Origin of the sequence: Bacillus sp. AFS018417 (assembly GCF_002560985.1) — a bacterium.
Taxonomy (GTDB): Bacteria; Bacillota; Bacilli; order Bacillales; family Bacillaceae_G; genus Bacillus_A; species Bacillus_A rhizoplanae.
Genome location: NZ_NTTM01000041.1, coordinates 92,182 through 116,050 on the forward strand (window position 1 = coordinate 92,182; position 23,869 = coordinate 116,050).

A 23,869-nucleotide genomic window follows, 5' to 3' on the forward strand; every position below is an offset into this window, starting at 1 on the left:
CATATTCTCCTTGCAATGTAAGCGAAATCTCTTTTACACTACAATCTATATGGAGTGAAACTTCTGTTCATTAATTACTATAAATAATGAACAGAACAAATCGAGTTCTTATGGATATCATTAGAACAAAACAAACAGGAGTAGATAATATGGAAAAGAAATTTATGAGAGAATCCAAGGCGATAAAAACAACACGTGTTTTTCCGAATGACTTAAATAACCATCAAACATTATTTGGCGGAAAATTATTAGCAGAAATTGATAGCATTGCTTCTATCGCAGCTGCACGTCATAGTCGTAAACACTGTGTGACAGCTTCTATCGATTCTGTTGACTTTTTAACACCAATTCATCAAACTGATTCTGTTTGCTATGAAGCATTCGTTTGTTATACAGGAAGATCTTCTATGGAAGTATTCGTAAAAGTCGTTGCAGAGGATTTATTAGGCGGTGAACGCCGCATTGCTGCTACTTGCTTCATTACTTTCGTGGCATTAGAGGACGGAAAACCATCCTCTGTACCAGGTTTAATTGCTGAAACAGAAGAAGAGCAATGGTTATATAATACAGGTGCAGAACGTGCAGAAAAACGAAAACTGAACCGACTAAAAAGTAAAGAAATGGCAGAAGTACTAACCATCCAAAAACCGTGGAATGCATAATTAAAGAAACCACCATCCTCTATTAGGATGGTGGTTTCTCATACTTCTTCTTAATCTTTAATATGACATTTAAAATCCGTTTTCATCAATGATTATTTCCATAAGTTGCTTTACAAAGTTTACGTGCGTTACACTGATAAGGTTACTTATAAGTTAGCTGGGGCTTTTAAAAAAATTTGCCCACAACATAAGATAAATCGTATAATTACGAAATGTGTAATAGATAAAGCACGAATCATAAACTCCATAAAATTATGTATAGAAGGATCTAGTTATGCAAAAATCACTATTTAAAAACATTTTGTATAAGATTGCACTGAATGTCTTTAACATTATTCTCCCCTTACTCGTTGGACCATACGCTTACCGAGCGCTTGGAGCACAATCAATGGGAACTGTTAACTTTGCTGATACGATTTTTAATTACTTCTTCATTTTTGCTGTATTTGGTATTTATCAATATGGATTACGAGAAATGAGCTTAATAAAAAATGATAAAAAAAAGGTAAGTCAACTTTTCACAAACCTTTACCTTATTAATTTAATGACAAGCTTATTTGCTCTTTCAACCTTTTTAATATTTAGTTACATCGGCTATGGCAATGAAAAAATATTCCCGGTATTAGTTATTTTCGGATTTAACTTCATTTCGAATATGTTCTACGTAGAATGGGTAAATGAGGCTCATGAAAACTATGATTTTATTGCTATAAAAACCATTTGTGTTAGATTAACTTACGTTGTGCTATTATTTATAATCGTTCATAATGCAAACGACTATAAACAATTTGCAGCACTATTAGCTCTTTCAACATTTTTAAATCATTTTACTAGCTTTATATACATTAAGCGGAAAATAAAATTTGATTTCTCTAATATTACAATCGTTCCGCACTTAAAACCATTACTAGCAGTTGTTATTTTCTCAAATACAAGTATCTTGTATACACAATTAGACCGTTTCTTACTTGGAGAATATTTAGGTGCAGAATATGTGGCATTCTATGTAATGGCCTTTCAAATGATGACCATTGTTAATACACTAATGGTCAGCGTAATTCAAGTTACCATTCCAAGACTATCCTATTTATCAGGAAATGCTGATGAAAAAGAGTATGAAACATTATTAAATAAGATTTCAAAGGTATACTTTATTACACTCTTCCCTGCTGCTGTTGGCCTAATTTTAATTTCTCATGCTGCCGTTATTATTTACGGCGGATCCGAATTTGCACCTGCTGGGAATACATTATCTATTTTTGCTCTATATATGGTTTCCGTAGGAATCGAGTCAATTCTATCGAACCAAATTATTTATGTGAAGAAGAAAGAACATATTTTAGTTCGCTTTTTATTCATATGCGGTTTCACAAACCTTGTATTAGATATTTTATTAATTATCTTTCATGTCTTCACACCAGCAACTGCTATTTTCACAACAACAATTGCAAACTGCTTATTGATTGTTTTGGAATATATGTATGTAAAGAAAAAATTAAAAGTAAATTACACATTGTTTGATATGAGCAAATTAAAATATTTACTTTACTCACTAACGTTTATTCCATTAACATTTATTGTAAAGATGTATTTCAAAAACACGCTATCATTTGCTTTTATCACAATTTCAGTAAATATATTTGCTTACGCTCTTATCTTATTGGTAACAAAGGATGAAATTCTCTTTATGTTTTTAAATAAAATAAAATTAAAATTTAAAAAAGCGTAATACACATGAGGAAAGGATACTACATCTTTTCCTCAATCCTCCTGCTAACGAAACTTCTTAAAGGAGCTGTTACGATTGAAATTCTCTTTAATCATGGCCACTTGCGGCAGACGTGATGATATTATAGATTTACTAACATCGCTAGAAAAACAAACATACAAAAACTTTGAACTCATCGTAGTTGATCAAAATGATATACCAATCTCTGATTTATTTGAAGATTATAAAGAAAAATTCCCAATCAACTATATATACACACCAATTAAAGGTCTATCTCGTGCACGTAACACAGGATTAAAAGTAATTGACGGCGATATTATTGCTTTTCCAGATGACGATTGTATTTACGAAACAAATGTATTAGAAAGCATCCAAGAAACGTTTGGTAGAGACAAAGATATTCACTTTGTCTCTACCAATACAACAAATGTAGAAGGGACAGGCTCTTTAATACACGCACCAGAAACAGACATCATTTTAAATAACAAATATGGCTTCATGGGACCTTCCTTTGCACTATTCTTCACGAAACAATTTGTACAAGATGTAGGCACATTTGATGAAGACTTAGGAGTTGGATCAGGAACGATTTATGGAGCCGGTGAAGAAACTGACTTCGTACTTCGCGGTATGAAGAATGGATATACAGGTGTATTTAAGAAAGACCTTTTCGTATATCATCCTGTAAAAGAAGAAGTCATTAATGAGCAATCATTGAAAAGAGCAATTTCCTATGCTGGAGGTTTCGGCAGAGTCATTCGCTTGCATTACGGATTCCCTTACTTTGTACGTGCCATTGCTGCTGCTACATTCCGTACGATGCAAAACATCTCTAACGATAAACGAAAATTCCATGCAAATCGCTTAAAAGGAATTGTCAGAGGGTACTTTAAATAAAGTGAAACTTCCATCGGTGAGGAGTTTCTTTATCCCCACTGATGGTTAGTCGAGCCAATCGGGCTTTTACGGGACAGTTAGCCCCCACCTATCTACTGCACTTCTCTCTCAATCTTGAGGTGGAGGTCCTACTGCCCGCGAATAGCGTGATAAAAGAAAAAGCAACTGATCCTTCGTTGGACAGTTGCTTTTTCTTTATAGGGTTTTAACTTACAAAAAAACAAGGAGATTTTTTATAATCTCTAAACAAGTGATGAATAAAATAATGACAATTTATCATCTTGGTATAAAGCACGCATCATCGTATTTATCATTATATTTATTCATCTATATGTTCATAAGGCCTTGTTAACGAAAGTGTATAATATATAAAAGGAATCAACTATCGATTTATCTTACAAAAAAATTACATTATTGTAAGGTAAATCGATAGTTACAACAATTCATATTCTTCCTGAGTACAAACATAACTTTTTCCCATAAAGTTACATATCCCATTCATAAGGAATACGTGATAATTTAAAGATAGCTTTATATTTAAGAATTTAGTATCATGATTCAAGATACTATTTCAAACAGGGCGGAGGACACTATGAGCTTATTAACAGTTGAAAACCTAGGGCATACCTTTGGCGATCGTACATTATTTAAAGATGTATCAATGCGTTTATTAGCAGGAGAACATGTTGGCTTAGTCGGCGCAAACGGCGTTGGTAAATCAACATTTATGAATATTATTACAGGGCAACTTATTCATGATCAAGGACGTGTAGAATGGACACCAGGTACGCATTACGGATATTTAGACCAGCACACAATTTTAACGCCTGGAAGAACTATTCGTGACGTATTAACAGATGCATTCTTACCGTTATTTGAGAAAGAAAAAGAGTTAAATACAATTACTGAAAAAATGGCAACGGCATCACCAGAAGAATTAGAAGTACTACTTGAACAGATGGCAGAAGCGCAAGATGCACTTGAAGCAGGCGGTTTCTATTTATTAGATATTAAAATTGAAGAAGCAGCACGCGGTCTTGGAATTGATGCAATTGGTTTAGATCGTGATGTTTCAGCATTAAGTGGTGGACAACGTACGAAAGTATTGCTTGCTAAACTATTACTTGAGCAACCAGAAGTGCTATTACTCGATGAGCCGACCAACTATTTAGACGTTGAACACATTCAATGGTTAGCAAACTATTTAAAGGAATATCCACATGCGTTCCTTTTAATTTCCCATGATACAGAATTTATGAACAAATGTGTCAATGTTATTTTCCATCTGGAATTCTCAAAAATGACACGCTACACAGCAACATATGAAAAGTTCTTAGAACTAGCAGAAATCAACAAAAATCAACATTTACAAGCATATCAAAAACAACAAGAGTTCATTAAACAGCAAGAAGATTTTATCGCACGAAATAAAGCGCGTTACTCAACGACAGGACGTGCAAAAAGCCGTCAAAAGCAGTTGGAGCGTATGGAGCGTATTGATCGTCCAGAAACTGCTATGAAACCTGAGTTTTCTTTTAAAGAGTGCCGTGCAAGCAGCCGCTTTGTCTTCGAAGGAGAAGATGTAGAAATTGGCTATACACACCCTCTATTACCGAAATTAACAATGACAATTGAACGTGGTGAGAAAATTGCCATTGTCGGATGTAATGGTGTCGGAAAATCAACATTACTCAAAACGATTCTTGGAAAAATTAAACCGCTAAGCGGAAAAACAAGCCTTGGTGATTTCTTAGAGCCAGCTTATTTTGAACAAGAAGTAAAAGCAGAAAATATTACACCAATTGATGATGTATGGAATGCGTTCCCACACTTAGACCAACATCAAGTACGTGCAATGCTTGCGAAATGCGGTTTAAAAAATGAGCATATTTCTCGTCCATTGAGCCAACTAAGTGGTGGTGAGCAAGCAAAAGTTCGTTTATGCAAATTAATGGCAACAGAAAGTAACTGGCTATTATTTGACGAGCCAACAAATCACCTTGACGTAACAGCAAAAGATGAATTACAGCGCGCTATGAAAGCCTATAAAGGGACAATCGTTCTTGTTTGCCACGAACCAGACTTTTATGAAGGTTGGATTACAAAAGTTTGGAACGTAGAGGAATGGGCGGAAAAAGCTGCTCATCAATAAAGTGAAACTTCCATCAGTGGGGGTCTTACTGCCCGTTAATGCGGGATAAAAATATGCCTCTTGTCTAAGACAAGAGGCATATTTCATTATTTCTTCTTTAGGAAAAACATTTTACCTTGTTTAAAAAATTGCATTCTTATGAAGAGTGCGCTTTATTCCCATCTAAATACATAAATTATTACTATACTTCACCTTGAAAATTAATAAAAACAAGGAGTGTAATAAGCCATGTTAACCCTACAATGGAATCGTTTAAATTCATTGTTAGCAAAATGCCTCGTGTTTTTATGCTTACTTATCTTTGCTTTTACTATTTGGAGCTCTTATTTAACTGTTAAAGAAACTCTAAGTGTTCGAACACTTATTAGCGGCCCAATTGTAATTATCATTATGATTTTGCTGATATTACTAACTTACCTTTGTAATAAATATCTTTCTAAAACTGCCTTTATTATTTTGTTAATACTTTGCACGTTTACCCTTCGGTTCATTTGGATTCTAAAAGTCCCAACACCAATTGAATCTGACTTTGCATTAATGTATAGGAGTGCTGTACAAGCTGCTCACGGTGACTATAGTTTTTCAAGTTCTCCCTACTATACAGCATGGGTATATCAACTTGGATTTACGATGTATCAAGCTTTTATCATCAATGTATTCGGTAACCATATATTCATCTTGAAGTTGTTAAATGTCCTTTATTGTACAGGAACTACCATATGTATATATAGTATTACAAACAACATTTTTAATGAGTGGACTGGGCGTATAGCTGGACTATTATATGCTTTTTTTATTCCAAGCATTATGATGAGCTCTGTCTTAACTAATGACCACCTTGCAACATTTTTATTTTATTTAGGGTTCTATTTATTAGTGTCAAAAAGATTCTATAGTAAATATACTTGGATCTTTGTAGGGATTACACTAGCGCTTGGTGATATAACACGTCCTCTAGGTAGCTTTATTTTATTAGCAGTTATTATTTATCTATTCCTTCACGGGTTTCTTGGGAAAGATAAGAAATCAATGGTTACTACAACAAAGAAACTTATTGGTATTCTTTTTGTCTTTTATGCTGTCCATTATCTCGTGAGCTCTGCATTCATTGCTACAGGAGTTACACAGTATCCTTTATCTAATCGTGATCCCCTTTGGAAATTTGTCGTAGGACTTAACCACGAAACAACAGGATTATATTCAACATCCGATGCTGAACAAATCATGAGTCTAGAAATAGGTGAAGAAAGAAAAGAATTAGAAATGAAACTCATTAAAGAGCGAATTGCAGATAAAGAAAAGCTATTCACACTCTTTGGAGATAAATTTTCCTATATGTGGGGAGGTCTTGATTCCGCCGGTTACTGGAGCTTAAATCAATTAAATAAAAAAGAATTAGCTGATACAGCCATGGAATATGAAAAGTATATTTATATTGCAACCATGCTATTTGGTATGATTGGATTATTATACCTTCTTTTCACAAAGCAGAAAAACCTTCAGTATACATTATTCCTATTACTTATTATTGGATATATATCTATTCACTTTTTAATAGAAATACAGACAAGATATCGATATTTTATCATTCCAAGCTTCTTTATTATTCAAAGCTATGGAATCTATGTGATTCATCAATATATGAAAAAACTCACACGATTACCATTTCTATAAAAAGTGTAAAACTTAATTAAATGAAACGGTTTATACATGAAATAAAAATAACGTAATAACAGCCTGTTCCAAAAATGAAATAAGCGGAACAGGCTGTTATATTTTTTAGCGTCTAAACAAGATGAGAAAATCTCCGTATCCTTCTTTCTCTAAATCCGCTTTAGGGATAAAACGAAGTGCAGCAGAATTAATACAATAGCGTAAACCATTAGGTCCCGGCCCATCTGGAAATACGTGTCCCAAATGAGAATCTGCATCTTTACTACGTACTTCCGTTCTCGTCATATTATGGCTCACATCTATTTTTTCTTTTATACTTGCTGATAACATCGGCTTCGTAAAACTAGGCCACCCACAACCGCTATCAAATTTATCTAAAGAACTAAATAAAGGCTCTCCTGAAACGATATCAACGTAAATACCTTCTTCTTTATAATCCCAATATTTATTTTGAAATGGTGGTTCTGTTCCATTTTCTTGTGTAACATAAAATTGCACTTCTGTGAGTTTTTCTTTTAGATGAGTATTATCCTTTGGCCAATATTTTTTGATAAACGCATCACGTCCCGAGCCTTGACGATATAACGCATATCGAAACGAATTTTTCTCATGATAGCTTTGATGGTATTCTTCTGCAGGATAGAATGCTGCAGCCGGTAAAATTTTTGTGACAATCGGCTTCAAAAATCGTCCACTTTCTTCTAATTCACGTTTAGACGCTTCTGCCGCCTCGCGTTGCTCTTCACTATGATAAAAAATGACTGTTTCATACGATTGTCCGCGATCATGAAATTGACCTCCAGCATCAGTTGGGTCAATTTGTTGCCAATATAAGTGAAGTAATTGCTCATACGGCATACGCTCTGGATCAAAAGTAATTTGTACCGCTTCATAATGCCCTGTTGTCTCTGAGCAAACTTCTTTATACGTTGGATTTTCCTTATGTCCACCTGTGTATCCAGATACAACCTTCATAATGCCATCCATCTCTTCAAATGGCGACACCATGCACCAAAAACACCCTCCGGCAAATGTTGCAAATTCATATTTTTCGTTTACAGCCACTTCTTCACCCCACTATCTTTTCTTACAGTATGGCATACAAAAATGTAAGTTATAAATAAAAAAGCATCAAAATAGATGCTTTTTATTTCTTGTTCACCATTTCTTCTTTCTCATCACTTGTTACTTCTAACACATCTAATAAAAACATAAAGATCGGAATCCCTATAATTAATCCCCAAACTCCTAAGAAATGTTCAGAGAAAATTAAAATCATAAATGTATAAAAAATAGGTAGATTCGTTTTAACTGACATAAATTTTGGATTTAAGAAATAACTTTCAATCGCATGAATGACTGCCACAATAATTAAAATGTATAGTACATATACAGTGCCCCCAATATTGTAAGCAATTATACAAAGCGGAAACAGTGATATAATTACACCTGCAACAGGAATAAGACCCAATAAGAAAATCATTAAAGCTAACCCGAGCAACTGCGGAAAACCTAAAATCCAAAGGGCAATAACAGATAACACACAATTTATAACAGCAATAAAGAATTGGGCCTCAATTACTTTTCCAAACGAGCGAGCGAATTTCTTTCCAAAATACTCAATCTCATTATAAAAAACAGCCAATTTACTTTCTTTGAACTTTACTGTAAATGCAACAATCCGAGATTTTTCTAACAAGAAAAATAAGCTTAAAATGAGTGAAAGTAAAATTTGCAAGCTTACTTTCCCAATATTCGCTAATGAACTATAAATGATGTCAACACCTTGATTCACATACTTCGATAACTCTATATGATCAATTGCAGAAACTAAATATTTAATTACCTCATTATCAGGTGGATTTCGTACAAATATATTGAACTGATACACGAGCTGTGTAATTTGTATCATTAGAATTGGTAAATACTTGTATAATGTAATAACAATCCCACTAACCAATGTTATATAGAGAAACGCAATAATTATTCTTCTATTAATCGGTAAAAAATGGTCCAGTTTACGAGAGATAAATTTTTGAAATCGGTCCATTAAATACGTAAGAATAAATGTAATTAAGATTAAGTTAAACATACTTTTCAACCCATATAATATGAGCACAAGTAACCCTAATATAACTAACCTCTGAAACCCTTTGCTTTGAAACAGGTTTTTCATTTGCATAATCGAAGCTTGATCTCTCCTGTCCTTATAATTCGTACTAATCTCATTTTACAATATAAATGGGACTTTCAGAACGTATTCTTGTAAACTGAATAAAAAGTTTTACTGGTAAATTTAAATTTTCTTTAAACAATATGTATCTAAATTAATGTAACATAAAAAAACAAGCTATTAATAGCTTGTTTTCTTTATAAAAGTCAATGTTATTTATTATTTTCCCTCTTACGAAATGCTTTATTATCAACTATTAAGCTGCTTTTTCAGGATGCCCAACACCTATATAATCGACGCATTCATCAATCCTTGAGAGGATCAGCAACTAACTAATAACTCGTGTGTGCATCTATATTTTTTTGAGCAGCATTTACATTAGCTTTCAATTTAAACGTACAAACACAGAAATATATAATCGAAAGAATCGATACATATATCCATAGGTTATATACATAAGAGTTTTTCCATACACCTATCAAGGAGAGGAGCGCTGGGCACGTCAGTGTAACCCATGACTGTACAAAAGCTATTTTTCCAATATAATGATTGATATTCTTTTTCTGCACATTAGAGATAAAGAATAAGAACCATAGAAACGCCCACATTAACCAAGTTAACGCATTAACAATATCTTGAAAATGTATAATAGCCACAACCATGTAGAATAGTGCAATAATTGCTACCCAAAGAGAAAACCAGCCTAATCCATCACCTTTTAATCCTACGATGAAAGTAACTCCTACGTATAAATAAGTTAAACCAAATAAAAAAGTAGCCGCATATAAATACACTGTCCAATTGCTTTGATCGGACACTACAATTAAATAAAAAGGAATAATAATTTGCAGTACACCTACAAATAAATTAAAAACACCAATACTCTTTTCTTCCGCTTTTCCTAGCATTACAAGGCTATTTAAAAAGAGCACTGCACCGGAAAGCAATAATCCAACATCACCCATATATATTCTTGTGAAAAACAAAACTGTTTTTCACAACGATACCTCCTTACATCATACATTCATTTTTTAATAGTTTTAACAATAAAAAGCAGTCCCTCTTCTCCAATAACATGTAGCAGAGGAACTGCTTGTCTTTAGAAAAATTTGCAACAGATAATACATTTGAAGTGCATATAAATTTTGAATCAAGCGCTTTCAAAACGAAAAGTATACATTATGAAAACGATATCAATATAATAACAGCATTCGGCATAAAAATAAATGATAAAAAAAATAGTATATAACCCACAAAATACCTTTATTTATAAAATCATTACAATCAGATGGCGCTTCTATCAGTGAGGGTATTACTCCTGGCTCCTTTTTAACGAAAAAACTCCTATCTTTTTTCCTTGGATAGGAGTTATCTATGCAATATTTGTGAGTTTATCCATCTATACGACACTCTATATACAAAAATTCATTAAGCTATAAAGTTTCTTATCACATCTTAACTTTTATTTATATCCAAATACTAAATTACATAGAAGTAAACACATAAAAAGTGAGCAAGGCTACCTAGTAACACAAAAATATGAAAGATTTCATGATGGCCCATATTTTTAAACTCCAACCATTTCGGTTTTGCACCATAAATAAATCCACCAATCGTATAAAATACCCCTCCTAATATCAATAACACGAGACCATTTACACTGAGATTTTCTGATAATGGAGCAAAAAAGAATATAATCAGCCATCCCATTAAAAGATAAACAGATGTCGATAACCACCTAGGACAACTAAACCAAAACATTTTAAAAATAATTCCGCACACAGCAGTTGCGTACACCAATATGAACAATAGCAAACCTTTGTCGTCTTGTAACGTAATTAAACAAAAAGGTGCATATGTACCTGCAATTAAAACAAAAATCATGGAATGATCCAGTTTTCTAAAAAAATAAATGACACGATCATTTGCAACAACCATGTGGTATACAGTGGATGCAGCGTAGAGAATCATCATCCCCACTCCAAACAAAATGACTGCTGAAATTGTAGTGACAGACGGCATGTTTATAGAAACTTTCACTAACATGGCAAGAAGTGCGACAAATGATAAAATTGCGCCTCCAAAATGCGTAAATGCATTAACCGGTTCTCTCACATAAGAATTCACATTAACGACCCCCTATATAATCACATGTAGTTTTAATAACTACATGTGATTATATAGTAATTAATTCTAAAGGTCAACATTTACAAGAAATCTGTTTCATAATACTATAATTAAACATACAGGAATAACCACAGAAAGTTATAATCACTAATAAAGTGAAACTTCCACCAGTGAGAGTTTTTTATCGCCCACTGATAATTAGTTGAACCAACCGAGCACATGCCAGCAGCTACCCCTCACCTTGTTTTCTCATAACCTTGAGGTGGGCATATCGATATAAAAATTTACATCATTCCTATAAAAGTGAGGATTTCATATGAAAAATATAAAAGATTTACTAGAAACATTACATTTAGAAAAAAAAATTACACTTGAAGATATCCCTAACGTAGATTTATATGTAGATCAAGTCGTTCAGCTATTTGAAAATAGCTACAACATGACAACTAGAAATGAAGATGAAAAAGTACTAACGAAAACCATGATTAACAACTATGCAAAAGGAAAACTGTTTTTTCCTATTAAAAATAAAAAATACTCTAAAGAGCATATAATCTTAATTAGTTTAATTTATCAGTTAAAAGGGGCACTTTCTATTAACGACATAAAAAGCTCATTAGTTGAAATGAATGAAAAATTAGTACACGAAGACGATTTTGAACTAGATGCTCTTTATAAAAGTTACCTCCATCTAACAGAAACAAATATCAACACCTTTAAAAATGATGTAAACAATCGAGTAGACGAAGTGAAAGCAGAAGCAGCCATCTTCGAAAATGAAAATCTTGAGAAGTTCTTATTGCTTACATCTTTCGTAACCATGAGTAATATGTATCGACGTTTAGCAGAAAAAATAGTGGATGAAATGAAGAATTCCTAATTTGAACTGCACCCCAATTGTTAGACATATTCTAACAATTGGAGGTGTAGTTTTTTATGGCTAAATTTTCTTCAAAAGAAAAAATACGAGCAATGAGACGATATTTAGAGGGTATTGAAGGTGGGGTCTTCTTGCCAATTTTCCGATAAATTTATTATTATTTTAATAAATTCTCAACAGTAAAAAGTATTTCTTAATATCCTCTTAACAATTTAATGATTTAATAAAATTATTAAAATCTTAGGAGGAATCAAATCATTATGAAAAAAGCAGTCTCAGTTGGTCTTTCTATGGCTATAATGGCTTCCGCTGCAATTCCGACTTTTGCATCCGATTTTGATCACAGTTCTAAGTCTCAAAAACACAACCAAATAGAGCGCGTAGAATTTACTTCTATGAAAGCTCCAACTACTATTGAAAACATGGTCAAAACTTATTCAGAGGCTAAGGTGAAAATCACCTATAAAGACGGCAGTGTGAAAGAAACGCCTCTTGATTACAACTCTCTATTTTTATCCAAAGATAAAATTGTAAAAAATAAAGGTGAAATGATCCCAGCGGGCACCCCTATTGACGTGAAAGGGAATCCAATTGTCGATAAAAGTGTTCCGGACAAGCCTTCTTATTTTATATCTGATGCACCTGACTCCAATAGTTTTATTACGGTCGCTGGAAAATCTTATATTATCTCTCATTATGAATATGATTCAATAGATAATGCAGGAAAGTCAATTTCTGGTCTACCGGCATCTATGACTCTTACACAAGTTGATCAAAATAAAGAAAATGGCGAACTAACTGTTAATAACGCCAAAAAAATTGATTTTTCAAACGTAAATGGTCTTTGGAATCCATGTAATGGAACTACAACAGAGTGGAACACTCATCTTGGCTCAGAAGAATATGAACCAGATGCACGCTCATTCGAAGATCCTACATCCAGTTCGTATAAAGCTGTTACAAACTTTGCTAACTACTACTTTGGTGATAAATCTAAAGCAAACCCTTACTTTTATGGCTGGATTCCTGAAATCTCCGTTAATGCACAAGGAGAATCTTCCGTTGTCAAACATTATAGTACAGGAAGATTTTCTCATGAATTGATGCAAGTTTTACCTGATGATAAAACGGCAATATTTGGTGATGATGGCGGAAATACGATGATGTTTATGTATGTGGCAGATAAAAAGAAAGATTTTTCTGCAGGAACGCTATACGCAGCTAAATTTAAACAAACAAGTGCTGAAAATGGCGGTGCAGGAAACTTAGAATGGATTAAGCTGGGTCATTCAACTGATGAAGAAATAAAAGCTATTATTGATAAAGGTGTCAAGTTCAGTGATATTTTTGATACAGCAACTCAGCCTACCGCTGGCTATACGGCAGTCAAAACATCAGCAAATAAAAACATCGAGTACCTTAAAGTAAAACCTGGAATGGAAAAAGCAGCTGCATTCTTAGAATCTCGCAGATATGGCGCTATATTAGGTGCAACATCTGAATTTAATAAAATGGAAGGCCTCGCTGTTAATGAGAAAGATAAAAAAGCGTATATCGCTATGTCCTATCAAAATGGCAGTATGCAAAAACAAGAAGGCAGTATTCAAGACGATATTCAGCTACCCGCTATTAATTCTGGCGTAACCTGGCAGATAGACCTAAACAGCGAACAAAAAGATAACAGCGGCCGTCACATCGAAAGTGAATTCGTACCTGCTAGTATGAAAGGACTTATTGTTGGAGAAGATTTGAAAACTCCAGATGCCTACGGAAATACAGCTGCACCAGACAAAGTAGCAAATCCTGATAACCTAACCTTCTCAAACGATTTAAACACGTTATTCATTGGAGAAGACAGCTCTATGCACACAAATAACTTTGTATGGGCTTATAATGTTAAAACTAAGCAACTATCAAGAATTCTTTCAGTTCCTGCTGGCGCAGAAGCAACAGGATTAAGAGCAGTTGACGATGCTAACGGCTTCCGTTATATCTTAAGCAACTATCAGCATCCAGGTGAAGACCTTGAAGGCAAACAAATTACAGCCGTCGACAAAACTAAATTAGAAGAAGCGATGAAACAAGGCATAGGCATTCAGGAGACTGGAGGAGTTGGCTACATATCTGGACTACCTTTTGGAAATAAAAAATAATAACTCTGATAAAATGAAACTTCCATCAGTGGGGAGGCTTCATCCCCCGCTGATGGTTAGTTGAATCAATCGGGGTCTTACTGCCCGTTAATGCGAAATAAATAAAATATAACCTACAGCTCCTATGGCCTAGTTCACATATTTGTGAACTAGATCATAGGGGTTATTAGTTTTGATCTACCTCTTATCTTCTATAATTCATTCTCTTTAATAAATTAAATGCCCCATCCCCTAATTCTTCCAAATAACCATTTCATTTTTTGATAAAAACATAATCTCTAGTTTATTTATTGAATGAAAAACAGTTTTAATATCGCATATTTGTTTAATTCTACTGTCTTATGCTAATTGGATATAGTGTATACTTTCTGTTGATTACCGGGTCTTGTTCTTGCGTTTTTTGGATACTATTGGATCGTTGGTGCTACGACATTATTTGTCTTACCTTTAACCATATTAAAAAATTATTTTATGTATCGATATCAAAAACGAATTTTTAGAAATCTTGATTTAAAAATAAGAAAAAATAAATTGGGATTTCTAGCTTATGTTCTAATTTACCAGATGATAATAAGTCCGGTTTCAGTTTGGGATTATATTCAAGAAGGGTTAAACCTAAAAAGAGTTTGGAAATAGTTCCAAACTCTTTACTTTTTTAAATAAGATTAGTGCCATTGACGATACTAACCTTATCACTTTTATTGAATTCTATTCATCTATCAGCCAGCCTTAGTTGAACAAGGACTAAACAAATATGTATGTAAAAAATTAGCTAGAAGATAAGGCCAATGAAGGGTTTTTATAAAATTAATGAAATTGCAAAACAATTTATTTCTCTTTAGTCATTAATCGTCCCAATGCAATAATAAAAATGGGTAACAAAGTTATATAAAAAGGGCTGTATGATTATACCTCCCAAAAAAGCAAGCATACAATAGAACATCTATATTGGGGAGGTCAATTTAATATGGATTTAAATGAGAATAAACCTTACGTAGGTGTACATGTGAAAAGGCGTGTCATCGATAGAAAACTTAATAAACAGAAAAAGGGTAGACTTCAAAAGATGAACCAAATTGCAAATACAAATTTATATTTTTTTTCGGACAAAGATGTGAATTTTGAACAAAAGCTTATAAATGGGACTTTTTTTGATACAGAGGAAAAAAAATGGACTCAAGCTGACTTTCCATTTCCAGATGTTTACTATAACCGTAGGTCATCCAATTTAAATAAGGGAAATATTGTTGATAAAATTAGGAATACATTTGAAGAAATGGGCATTCCCAGCATAAATAGCCAACACTGTTTTGATAAATGGCATGTTGATCAGCAATTAAGACAATATGAAGAATTACGACCTCATTTACCAGAAACAAGATTCTGTAAAAACAAAAAAGATCTAAAGAGAATGTTCAAAAAAAGCTCTAGAGTTTTTCTTAAAGCCCTAAGTAAAAATAATGGAATCGGAATTATGTGCGTAACTATGAACTCGGAGGGCTATGAATACACTCGTTTTGGTAAATCATCTTTAAAGACGGCCACTTTTAAAAATTTTAATGATCTATTTAAGGCAATTAAGTTATTTTATAATGGCAAGCCATTTATTATGCAAAAAGCCATTGACTTAATTCAATTAAATGATAGAACTGCGGACATAAGGTCTGAGATACAGCGTAATGGACAGGGGCAATTAGAATGTGTTGCGCATACTATACGATTAGGTACAAAAAATTCACCTGTTACGAATACCCGTACACAATCGACGATTTATCCATTCGATGATTTTTTCAAAAATAAGATGGGTTATACAGATGATGAAACCACAAAATTGAAAAAACAGCTGGAGAAGCTTCTTCTCTATATTTACGAGAAAATTGAACTATCCTACGGTGCCTTTGGTGAAATCGGTATTGATTTTGGACTAGATAAAACAGGCCATTTATGGTTCATAGAATGTAACGTAAAAACCGGAAAAAATACATTACGGGCACATAATAAAAAAACGATTGATCGAGCATACCTCAATCCCCTGGAATATGCCAAATTTATTACTAGAGAGAAGCAACAAAAATAATTATGAATTCTAATCTAACTTTTATTTTTTATGTCAGCATGTAGATTGGGGCCAGATTTAAAAAACAATGGTCACTCTTTACCACCCCTATACCTTTCTTATTTATGGTGATTTAATATGATAATTATTTTTCTTAATCACTTGTTAATGCGAGAAAAGTTTCTACCTTAATAGAACGAAATGTGATATTCGTGTATTTATTGGAATTCGTTTATACAATGCTTGGTAAATCTCTATATTTAAACTAAAGAAACAACGGATATTTGAGTTTTTATTTACCCGTTGTTTCTTATAATTTGCCGTTACTTGTGATACGGTTCCCCCTAGTATGTCTAAATGAGGTTTTTATTTAGCATTTAAATTTCGTTGTTTGTAACAATGTTAAGAGGTTCTTTTTCAGATATATCCTTTCATTTATTCGTGGTGCAAATTCTCATGTAATCTCATGCCTTTGGCTGGCAGAACCACGAATTGGAAATAGTTACCGATAATTAAAAATAACGTCCACACTACAATTCTTCTATAAACATATTATTACTACTAGAATGATAATTAATTAAGTTTAACAAAGGAGAAAATAGAATTAAATGTCTAAAACTATAGGAATTCTTGGAGGAATGGGTCCAGCAGCAACATTGGACTTATTCCATAAAATTATTTTAAACACTCCTGTACAAACAGAACAAGAACATCATCGCATTATTATCTACAATAACCCTAAAATCCCTCCTCGAACGCAACATTCGTATCCATTACCCGAGCTAATCAAATCTGCAATATTATTGGAAAAAGCAGGTGCAGATTTCATTATTATGCCCTGTAACACAGCACATATATGGCTAGAACAAATAAAAGCAACCATTCAAATACCGTTCTATAGCATAATTGAAATCACTGTGGAATCAATGTTTTTAGAAGAAAAAGACTCTACCAATAAAAAAATCCTTTTACTCGCTACTGAAACAACCATAAATGATGGATTATATCAAAAAGCATTTCATAATACCCCTTATGAAATAATCACTCCTATTAAAGAAGAACAAAATATCATTGATAACACCATTAAAGATGTTAAATTAGGAAAAATTTCATCTAATCAATATTTAAAAGATCTTAACAGAATCTTAAATGTCTATAAAGAAATCGGAATTTCCGTGATTATAGGTGGTTGCACTGAAATACCATTATTGTTTCATTTATTCAAAACAGACATGAAGATGGTTGACCCAACTCTATTACTAGCAAAATTGGCTGTACAAAAAGCAACATAGTGCTATCGTTAAAACATATTAGATCGAACATAAATTTTAACAAAAACAACGTAGTTATAAGGAAATTTTTTAAAATTATGGTAATCTTTTTACACAAAAAGATATCATATTAAATATGATAATTACAAAATATTAAGGAGTTGGATAAGCTATGACAGAACACTTTATCTGTTCGGCCCTTATTGATAAGGAACTTGATCCACTTTATATTAATTTGAATGATGAAACATTAAAACGATTAAACATTGAGTCAAATTCCATCATACTAAATTTTGGTGAATTCAAAAAAGAACTTACGATTGAAATCGATAATAATCTAAAACTTAATCAAATTAAACTCTCATCCTATTTGAACGAAAACATATCTATACCCGAACTGCCATATGATTCCTTTTTTAATAAAAATCATTTATTCTTAGGTCCAGTTATTGGCTTTCTATTAACACCTGGGTACTACAATAATATGCAAGAGATCGTCAAGTTACGTTTTTCAAATTATGACAAGATTAAGGGGTTAATATATATTTTTAATAGGAAAACAATTAATCAATCTAATAAAACGATTTCTGGCTATTATTACGAACCAACTACAAATAAATTCATGAAAGGCACCTTTCCTTATCCTTGTGCAATCTACAATCGTTCTAATATGAAGCCAAACATTTATAGACACTTTAAAAAACATATAGGTAAAAATATATTTAACTATCCATATCGAAATGGCAATAAATATTCTTTTTGGCACAAAATATCCAAAATACCTTATATAGGAGAGCATTTACCTATTACAAGAAAGTATAACGGGGTAGAAAGTTTGGTTCAAATGCTTACAAAATATGAATCCGTCTTTTTGAAACCTACCTCATTAAGTAGAGGTAGGGGAATTTTTCATATAGAAAAAGCGGATAGAGGGTATATATTATCATATAACACTGGAAATAAGGTTCTTATTGAATCAATAGAGACTTTAAAAGAGAGATTAAATTCAAGCATAAAGAAAAATAGAAAATATATTATTCAACAGGAAATTCCTTCTAACCACTCTGGGAAAAAAATCGACTTCCGACTATACCTCCAAAAAGATGAAACTAAAAACTGGAAATATTCAGGCTTGGAAACGAGAGTAGCAAAGGTTGGAAGTGTAATAACAAATTCAAGTCACAGAGAGAAAGTTATACCAGGAGAAGTAGCTCTTAAGGAAATCTATCATTTGAGTGAAGATCAAATTAAACAAAAAATAGTTGAAATTACCCAATTATGTATTAATATTTTAAACGTTATGGAGAATGCTGAAGAAGCACACTTCGGTGATGTTGCTATTGATCTCATATTAGATAAAAAGTGCAAGATTTGGTTGTTGGAAGTGCAACGAAATTATGCTGCAGAAAAGAAAGCAAATTGGACAAAAAGTGACAGAAGAATCCTACCCTATATACTTCCAACCCCATTTGAATATGCCAAGTCCCTAGCAGGGTTTTAAATTCAATCAATACATTAGAGCTGGATTGAAACAAATGAATGAAGAAACTCGCTCAAAAATAATGGCTGAAACCGAAATATTAGGCTTTGTTATAAATTATGCCACTGAGAAAAAAGCAAATTGGACAAAAAGTGACAGAAGAATCCTACCAGATATTCCCCCACCACTCTTTGAATACAAAAGGTTTAGCAAGGTTTTAAAACAAAATTTTTTTGCATTACGATAAGTAAAATAAGAAATCTTTTCTCATCAGTTTATTACAGAGACAGTCTCTTTCAACTCTTTCGTACACATAAAACCTCATTTACTTATGGTAAGGCTCCCCACGATTAATCCGAAATGCACGATACACTTGCTCTAAAAGCACTAGTCTCATCAATTGATGTGGTAATGTCATCTTTGAGAATGAAAGAGATTCATTAACCCGATTCACTTGCATCTTGTAAATTTTCAAATTTTGAATCGTGCTGTATTTACTGGCGATCCAAATGGTTCTAACCTCAAAGTCGGGCCGCCAATGCCACCCGATCCAGGCGAGAAAGGGTGGAAGGATACTGTTCGTGCCAATCCCGGAGAAGTTATCCGGATTATTGTACGTTTTGGGCCATTTACAGGAATCTACCCGTGGCACTGCCACATTCTTGAACATGAAGATCACGATATGATGGGACCATATGAGGTTCTAGCTAATCCTACCTTTAACCCATGTGAACGAAATTCAGAACAATGCAGCGATAACTCCTTTGCTCAATGTTTTGACTGCCATAAATATCGTAAAAATAAATAAAGTAAGCAAAATCAACACAACGACTGTTTAATTTAATATTCAAATTTAATGGTCAACTTTTCAGCAATCATCTTAACAGGTTCAATTTTTTGTCCCTTTCAAATCTCAAAACAAAAAAGAAGAGAAACAATGATTCATTGATTTCTCTTCTCCCTTTAATTTAATGGAAAAAAAGAAGAACTTTTTCGGTTGATTTTAAAATGAAAGCTATTGAAATGTACTTACATAGAGGAATGGGTAGTAAATTAATTGGAAGAGAATTAGGAGTTACGTATTCAGTTATAGACAGGTGGATTAAAAACTATAATAGCGAGGGTATTCTTGGCCTACAAGAAAAACGAGGAAGATCTGGACAAACAAATCAAAATTCAATAAAAACAAGTCAAGATGACAGAATAGAACAATTAGAAGCAGAAAATGCATACTTAAAAAAGCTCTTGGCTGCGAAAAAGGAGATGGGGTATTACAATAACAAACGATTCCAAAAAAATTAAACAACCTTAGTCCTGTTAAATTTAGAACTAAGGCTGCTTAATGAGAAGACACCTAATCTTTTACTGTCCACTTGACAGGGGTAAGACCACAATACCGGAGCCATCTATTAGTGATATCATTCCATCTGGTTTTTTTAGAACATTCGTTTTAGAGGTAAATCTATTGTTCAATGTGGAGATCCTTATCAAATATTTAATCTTTCTGCTTATAGAGTAAATATTTAGTTCGTGATCCTTCCAAGAATTGCTCTTGCTCAGCAACCAAATGGTAATTTTGATTCAAGTAAGGAACTTTTACCTGATTCGGCTTTGTCGCTGGATCAACCCTTAATACAACAAATTGAACCTTTTTCTCTCTTATATAGCGATTTTGCTCATCCATATTTTCAGGATATTCCTCATAATTAATGTTTTGTCTTTCAAAATAGCGGACATTCGGTACAATATCTGCCGCTAAGTAAAATCCCCCATCTAAAAAACCATAGTTTAATAATGTTGGATTCGGTTCTTCATGCATGATTTTTGCAAATTTTTCTTGTGCAAGTGGCTCCTTCTGATATAGCTTGGAAGATTTCATATTTGAATTATAACCAAAGCAAAGAAAAATTGTTGTTATTGCCATCATCGACAGGGCAAACCATTTACTTTTATCCAACTTAATCTGCGATTGTATGTTAGAATTTTGAATAAAATTACCGATTGCTATTAATCCAAATAATCCTAGCGGAGTTATAAGAAGGAAATAGTATGGATAGCCTCTTCCTCCAATATATATCCCTACTATTAAGAAAATGACAGTACTTAAAAGTAACCATTTTTGGCTCTTGTCTTTAAAATATTTCCACGTAAACATAAAATCAACCAAACCAATAAGAATCATCACTTTACTTTCAAAATTGCCATTAGATGCATCCCCAAAAGTAAACGCAAAATTGATGAGTTTTTCAGTTGTACCAACTTGTGATGAATAAGTACCAAGATTAAATTTTAAATACACATCGATTAAATCTTGAATTGCATGATTCATACCAAAATAGATCAACCATGGAATACTTGCAAGAACTAACCCCACAAACGTGTAAACAATAGCATTCGTTAAATCTTTCCATCTTTTACCATAAATACAAATGATCAAAATTGCGAGGTAGAATCCAATCCAAGCTCCGACAAGAGTAAATTTAATCCAAAATACACAGCCGATCATAATCCCATTTAAAAGAAAAATTGACCGTTTAAAAAGAGAATCAGAGCCATACTTATAATATTTAAATATTATATATAGAAGAGCCATTATGAAAGGAATCGAAAACTCTTCAGCGCTATCCCCAAAACGGAAGGCATTTTGATTTAATATTAATATCGGGAAAAAAATAGCTATAGTAGCGGAAGGCATCCAATTCAAATAAAGACGTGAAATCTTAAATGCTAAAACCATATTGGCAAACATCGCAAGACTTTCCAATATGTATACACCAAAAAACGTTGTATGTGAAACAAAATAAGCTAGTGCATGCAAGCCATATAACAAAGGCCCCTTTTGTTCAAAAAGATCTTGATAGGGTACTAGTCCATTAGCCATACCTTTTCCAACTGTAAAAAAGGCATTCGAATCTACCCACTCGCTTAATACAAAAAATGGAGAAGTTTCTGTAAAAAACAACATAATAATAAAGGAATAAAAAAACAAGAAAATATTTAGTTGTTCAAATGATCTTTTATTTGTCCTGAGCTCATTAAACCTAGCTGAATTTTTCATTTCTTTTAAGTCTTCCTCTCATTCATTTAATTCAAGCCGGGAACATTTCATGATTAGCTCATACATCCGCTTTAAATGCTCCGTCAAATTTAACGTATTCCAAAGTTCATCCCCATCTTCATACGCTTGACGGGCAATCGCCCAGCGGTAAGATGGGGATGAATTTCGTTTAGACAAAGCCTAAAATAACCTTTAGAAAATACTCGTAAGTTTCGTCCGTCCCATAGGATGTAGTTTCTCTTCATCCATGATTCAATGTGCCTGCACCTTCTTATACAAGAAAATTTGCGGGCGTCCATAAAGGAATAAGGCTAGACAATCAAGCTTTTTACAAGTTTCTATTTTTTTATTATCTTTTTACCAAGTCTGATAAGTATTCTTTTTGCTTCTCAAGAACGCTATTTCTTTCAATTGTATATCTCGGGCGTCCTTTTGTTTCTTTGAAAATTTTCCCTATATATTCACCAATAATTCCAATTGCTAATAATTGCACGCCTCCGACAATCCAAATAGATAACATTAATGAAGTCCAACCACTAATTGTATATGAAAACACTTTTGCAAATACTGTATAAAAAGCAATTCCAATTCCGATCAACACCATCAAAAACCCTAAATATGAAACAAATCGTATTGGTGCCACGCTAAACGAGGTAAGCCCATCGAAAGCAAATGCAATCATTTTCTTTAACGGATACTTAGATTCGCCAGCAAATCTTTCTTTACGATCATAATAAACTTTAGTAGATTTAAAACCTAAAAGAGGAACGATTCCGCGAATAAATAAATTTTCTTCTTGGTATTTTATAAATTCATCTAATGCCCTTTTGCTCATTAAACGATAATCTGCATGATTGGGTACTAACTTAACACCCATTTTTCCCATTAGTCTGTAAAACCACAAAGCGGTATTTCTTTTAAATTTAGTATCCGTGTCCCTTTTATCACGAACTCCGTATACGATTTCATAACCTTCTTGATACTTATCAATAAATTGATAGATAACATTAACATCATCTTGAAGGTCAGCATCTATTGAAATCACACAATCTGAAAATTCTCTTGCTGATTCTAAACCAGCGATTAATGCTCCTTGGTGACCAAAATTTCTACTTAATTTTAATCCTTGAACATATGGATTTACTGTTATTTTCTCTTCAATTATGCCCCAAGTATTATCTGCACTCCCATCATCTACATAAAAAATGATGCTTTCATGACTTATTTTTTTATTTGCAACTAAATCATCCATAATCCTTGTCAGTTCTTTTGTTGTTTCCTCTAACATCGCTTCCTCATTGTAACAAGGAACAACAATCGACAGCAGGGGTAAATTATTCGTCATGCTTTCACTCCTTCATTTTCAAAAAATCCCATCCTAACATATGAACCTTTTATCTTTATTAACGCACAAGTTATTTTAACATATTTGACCATAAAATGTAATATAACCCATTATCTATCTAACTAACAATCTATTATTCGGTATTTTTTAGCTTCTATATCACTACCAATAAAAAAATCCCTTTCTTTTTAAGGAGGGGGACGAGGGCATCT

At 33.0% G+C, this 23,869-nt stretch carries 19 protein-coding genes and 2 pseudogenes; 13 read left to right on the forward strand and 8 right to left on the reverse strand.

All coding sequences use genetic code 11. The features are described from left to right. Positions 1–149 precede the first annotated feature (149 nt). The 5 genes from CN326_RS16680 to CN326_RS16700 all read left to right on the forward strand — a co-directional run bounded on the left by CN326_RS16680 (position 150) and on the right by CN326_RS16700 (position 7,114). Complete coding sequence (locus CN326_RS16680) at positions 150–662, forward strand: acyl-CoA thioesterase (protein ID WP_098310110.1); 513 nt, start codon at positions 150–152, stop codon at positions 660–662. 274 nt (positions 663–936) lie between these two features. Continuing rightward, positions 937–2,391, forward strand: coding sequence for an oligosaccharide flippase family protein (locus CN326_RS16685; protein WP_098310111.1), 1,455 nt, complete (start codon positions 937–939; stop codon positions 2,389–2,391). A 75-nt stretch (positions 2,392–2,466) separates the two neighbouring features. Further along, on the forward strand, positions 2,467–3,288 hold the full coding sequence (locus CN326_RS16690; RefSeq protein WP_098310112.1) for a glycosyltransferase family 2 protein: 822 nt from the start codon (positions 2,467–2,469) through the stop codon (positions 3,286–3,288). A gap of 553 nt (positions 3,289–3,841) precedes the next feature. Then, positions 3,842–5,440 carry an ABC-F family ATP-binding cassette domain-containing protein gene (locus CN326_RS16695; RefSeq protein WP_098310113.1) on the forward strand — a complete coding sequence of 533 codons (1,599 nt, stop codon included), beginning with the start codon at positions 3,842–3,844 and terminating at the stop codon, positions 5,438–5,440. Positions 5,441–5,668: 228 nt separating this feature from the next. Next, positions 5,669–7,114: an ArnT family glycosyltransferase gene (locus tag CN326_RS16700; protein WP_098310114.1), complete on the forward strand. Its 1,446-nt coding sequence runs from the start codon at positions 5,669–5,671 to the stop codon at positions 7,112–7,114. Between the two features lie 105 nt (positions 7,115–7,219). Here the strand turns inward: CN326_RS16700 and msrB are convergent, their stop codons facing one another. The 4 genes from msrB to trhA all read right to left on the reverse strand — a co-directional run bounded on the left by msrB (position 7,220) and on the right by trhA (position 11,414). Further along, positions 7,220–8,179: a peptide-methionine (R)-S-oxide reductase MsrB gene (gene msrB, locus CN326_RS16705; protein ID WP_098310115.1), complete on the reverse strand. Its 960-nt coding sequence runs from the start codon at positions 8,177–8,179 to the stop codon at positions 7,220–7,222. 82 nt (positions 8,180–8,261) lie between these two features. Then, positions 8,262–9,296, reverse strand: coding sequence for an AI-2E family transporter (locus CN326_RS16710; RefSeq protein WP_098310116.1), 1,035 nt, complete (start codon positions 9,294–9,296; stop codon positions 8,262–8,264). Positions 9,297–9,619: 323 nt separating this feature from the next. Then, positions 9,620–10,252, reverse strand: coding sequence for an AmiS/UreI family transporter (locus CN326_RS16715; RefSeq protein WP_098310166.1), 633 nt, complete (start codon positions 10,250–10,252; stop codon positions 9,620–9,622). Between the two features lie 514 nt (positions 10,253–10,766). Next, positions 10,767–11,414, reverse strand: a complete 648-nt coding sequence (gene trhA / locus CN326_RS16720; RefSeq protein WP_098310117.1) for a PAQR family membrane homeostasis protein TrhA — start codon at positions 11,412–11,414, stop codon at positions 10,767–10,769. A gap of 316 nt (positions 11,415–11,730) precedes the next feature. Between trhA and CN326_RS16725 the strand changes: the two genes are divergently transcribed. The 6 genes from CN326_RS16725 (at position 11,731) to CN326_RS16750 (ending at position 19,501) form a co-directional block, all read left to right on the forward strand. Continuing rightward, positions 11,731–12,294 (forward strand): DUF1836 domain-containing protein, encoded by a 564-nt coding sequence (locus tag CN326_RS16725; RefSeq protein ID WP_098310118.1) that lies wholly within the window; start codon positions 11,731–11,733, stop codon positions 12,292–12,294. A 260-nt stretch (positions 12,295–12,554) separates the two neighbouring features. Then, complete coding sequence (locus tag CN326_RS16730) at positions 12,555–14,447, forward strand: PhoX family protein (protein WP_098310119.1); 1,893 nt, start codon at positions 12,555–12,557, stop codon at positions 14,445–14,447. 967 nt (positions 14,448–15,414) lie between these two features. Next, complete coding sequence (locus CN326_RS16735) at positions 15,415–16,524, forward strand: YheC/YheD family endospore coat-associated protein (RefSeq protein WP_098310120.1); 1,110 nt, start codon at positions 15,415–15,417, stop codon at positions 16,522–16,524. Positions 16,525–17,111: 587 nt separating this feature from the next. Next, complete coding sequence (gene cuyB, locus CN326_RS16740; RefSeq protein ID WP_098310121.1) at positions 17,112–17,795, forward strand: cysteate racemase; 684 nt, start codon at positions 17,112–17,114, stop codon at positions 17,793–17,795. Positions 17,796–17,946: 151 nt separating this feature from the next. Then, positions 17,947–19,275 carry a YheC/YheD family endospore coat-associated protein gene (locus tag CN326_RS16745; protein WP_098310122.1) on the forward strand — a complete coding sequence of 443 codons (1,329 nt, stop codon included), beginning with the start codon at positions 17,947–17,949 and terminating at the stop codon, positions 19,273–19,275. Between the two features lie 34 nt (positions 19,276–19,309). Beyond that, entirely contained in the window at positions 19,310–19,501 is a 192-nt protein-coding gene (locus CN326_RS16750) for a hypothetical protein (RefSeq protein ID WP_098310123.1), read from the forward strand. Between the two features lie 78 nt (positions 19,502–19,579). Here CN326_RS16750 and CN326_RS16755 read toward each other — a convergent pair. Then, positions 19,580–19,696, reverse strand: a pseudogene (locus CN326_RS16755) (23S rRNA (pseudouridine(1915)-N(3))-methyltransferase RlmH); the annotation flags it as partial. Between CN326_RS16755 and CN326_RS16760 the strand changes: the two are divergent. Then, positions 19,697–20,062, forward strand: a pseudogene (locus CN326_RS16760) (multicopper oxidase domain-containing protein); the annotation flags it as partial. A gap of 200 nt (positions 20,063–20,262) precedes the next feature. Beyond that, positions 20,263–20,556, forward strand: a complete 294-nt coding sequence (locus tag CN326_RS16765) for a helix-turn-helix domain-containing protein (RefSeq protein WP_098310124.1) — start codon at positions 20,263–20,265, stop codon at positions 20,554–20,556. A gap of 193 nt (positions 20,557–20,749) precedes the next feature. On the opposite strand, the gene CN326_RS16770 is transcribed toward CN326_RS16765, so the two are convergent. From CN326_RS16770 to CN326_RS16775, 3 genes are all read right to left on the reverse strand, one after another. Next, a complete protein-coding gene (locus CN326_RS16770; RefSeq protein WP_098310125.1) occupies positions 20,750–22,312 on the reverse strand; it encodes a glycosyltransferase family protein in 1,563 nt (520 codons plus the stop codon). An 18-nt stretch (positions 22,313–22,330) separates the two neighbouring features. Further along, positions 22,331–22,489, reverse strand: coding sequence for a hypothetical protein (locus CN326_RS24690; protein WP_176524662.1), 159 nt, complete (start codon positions 22,487–22,489; stop codon positions 22,331–22,333). 172 nt (positions 22,490–22,661) lie between these two features. Then, a complete protein-coding gene (locus tag CN326_RS16775; RefSeq protein WP_098310126.1) occupies positions 22,662–23,657 on the reverse strand; it encodes a glycosyltransferase family 2 protein in 996 nt (331 codons plus the stop codon). Positions 23,658–23,869: the final 212 nt, after the last annotated feature.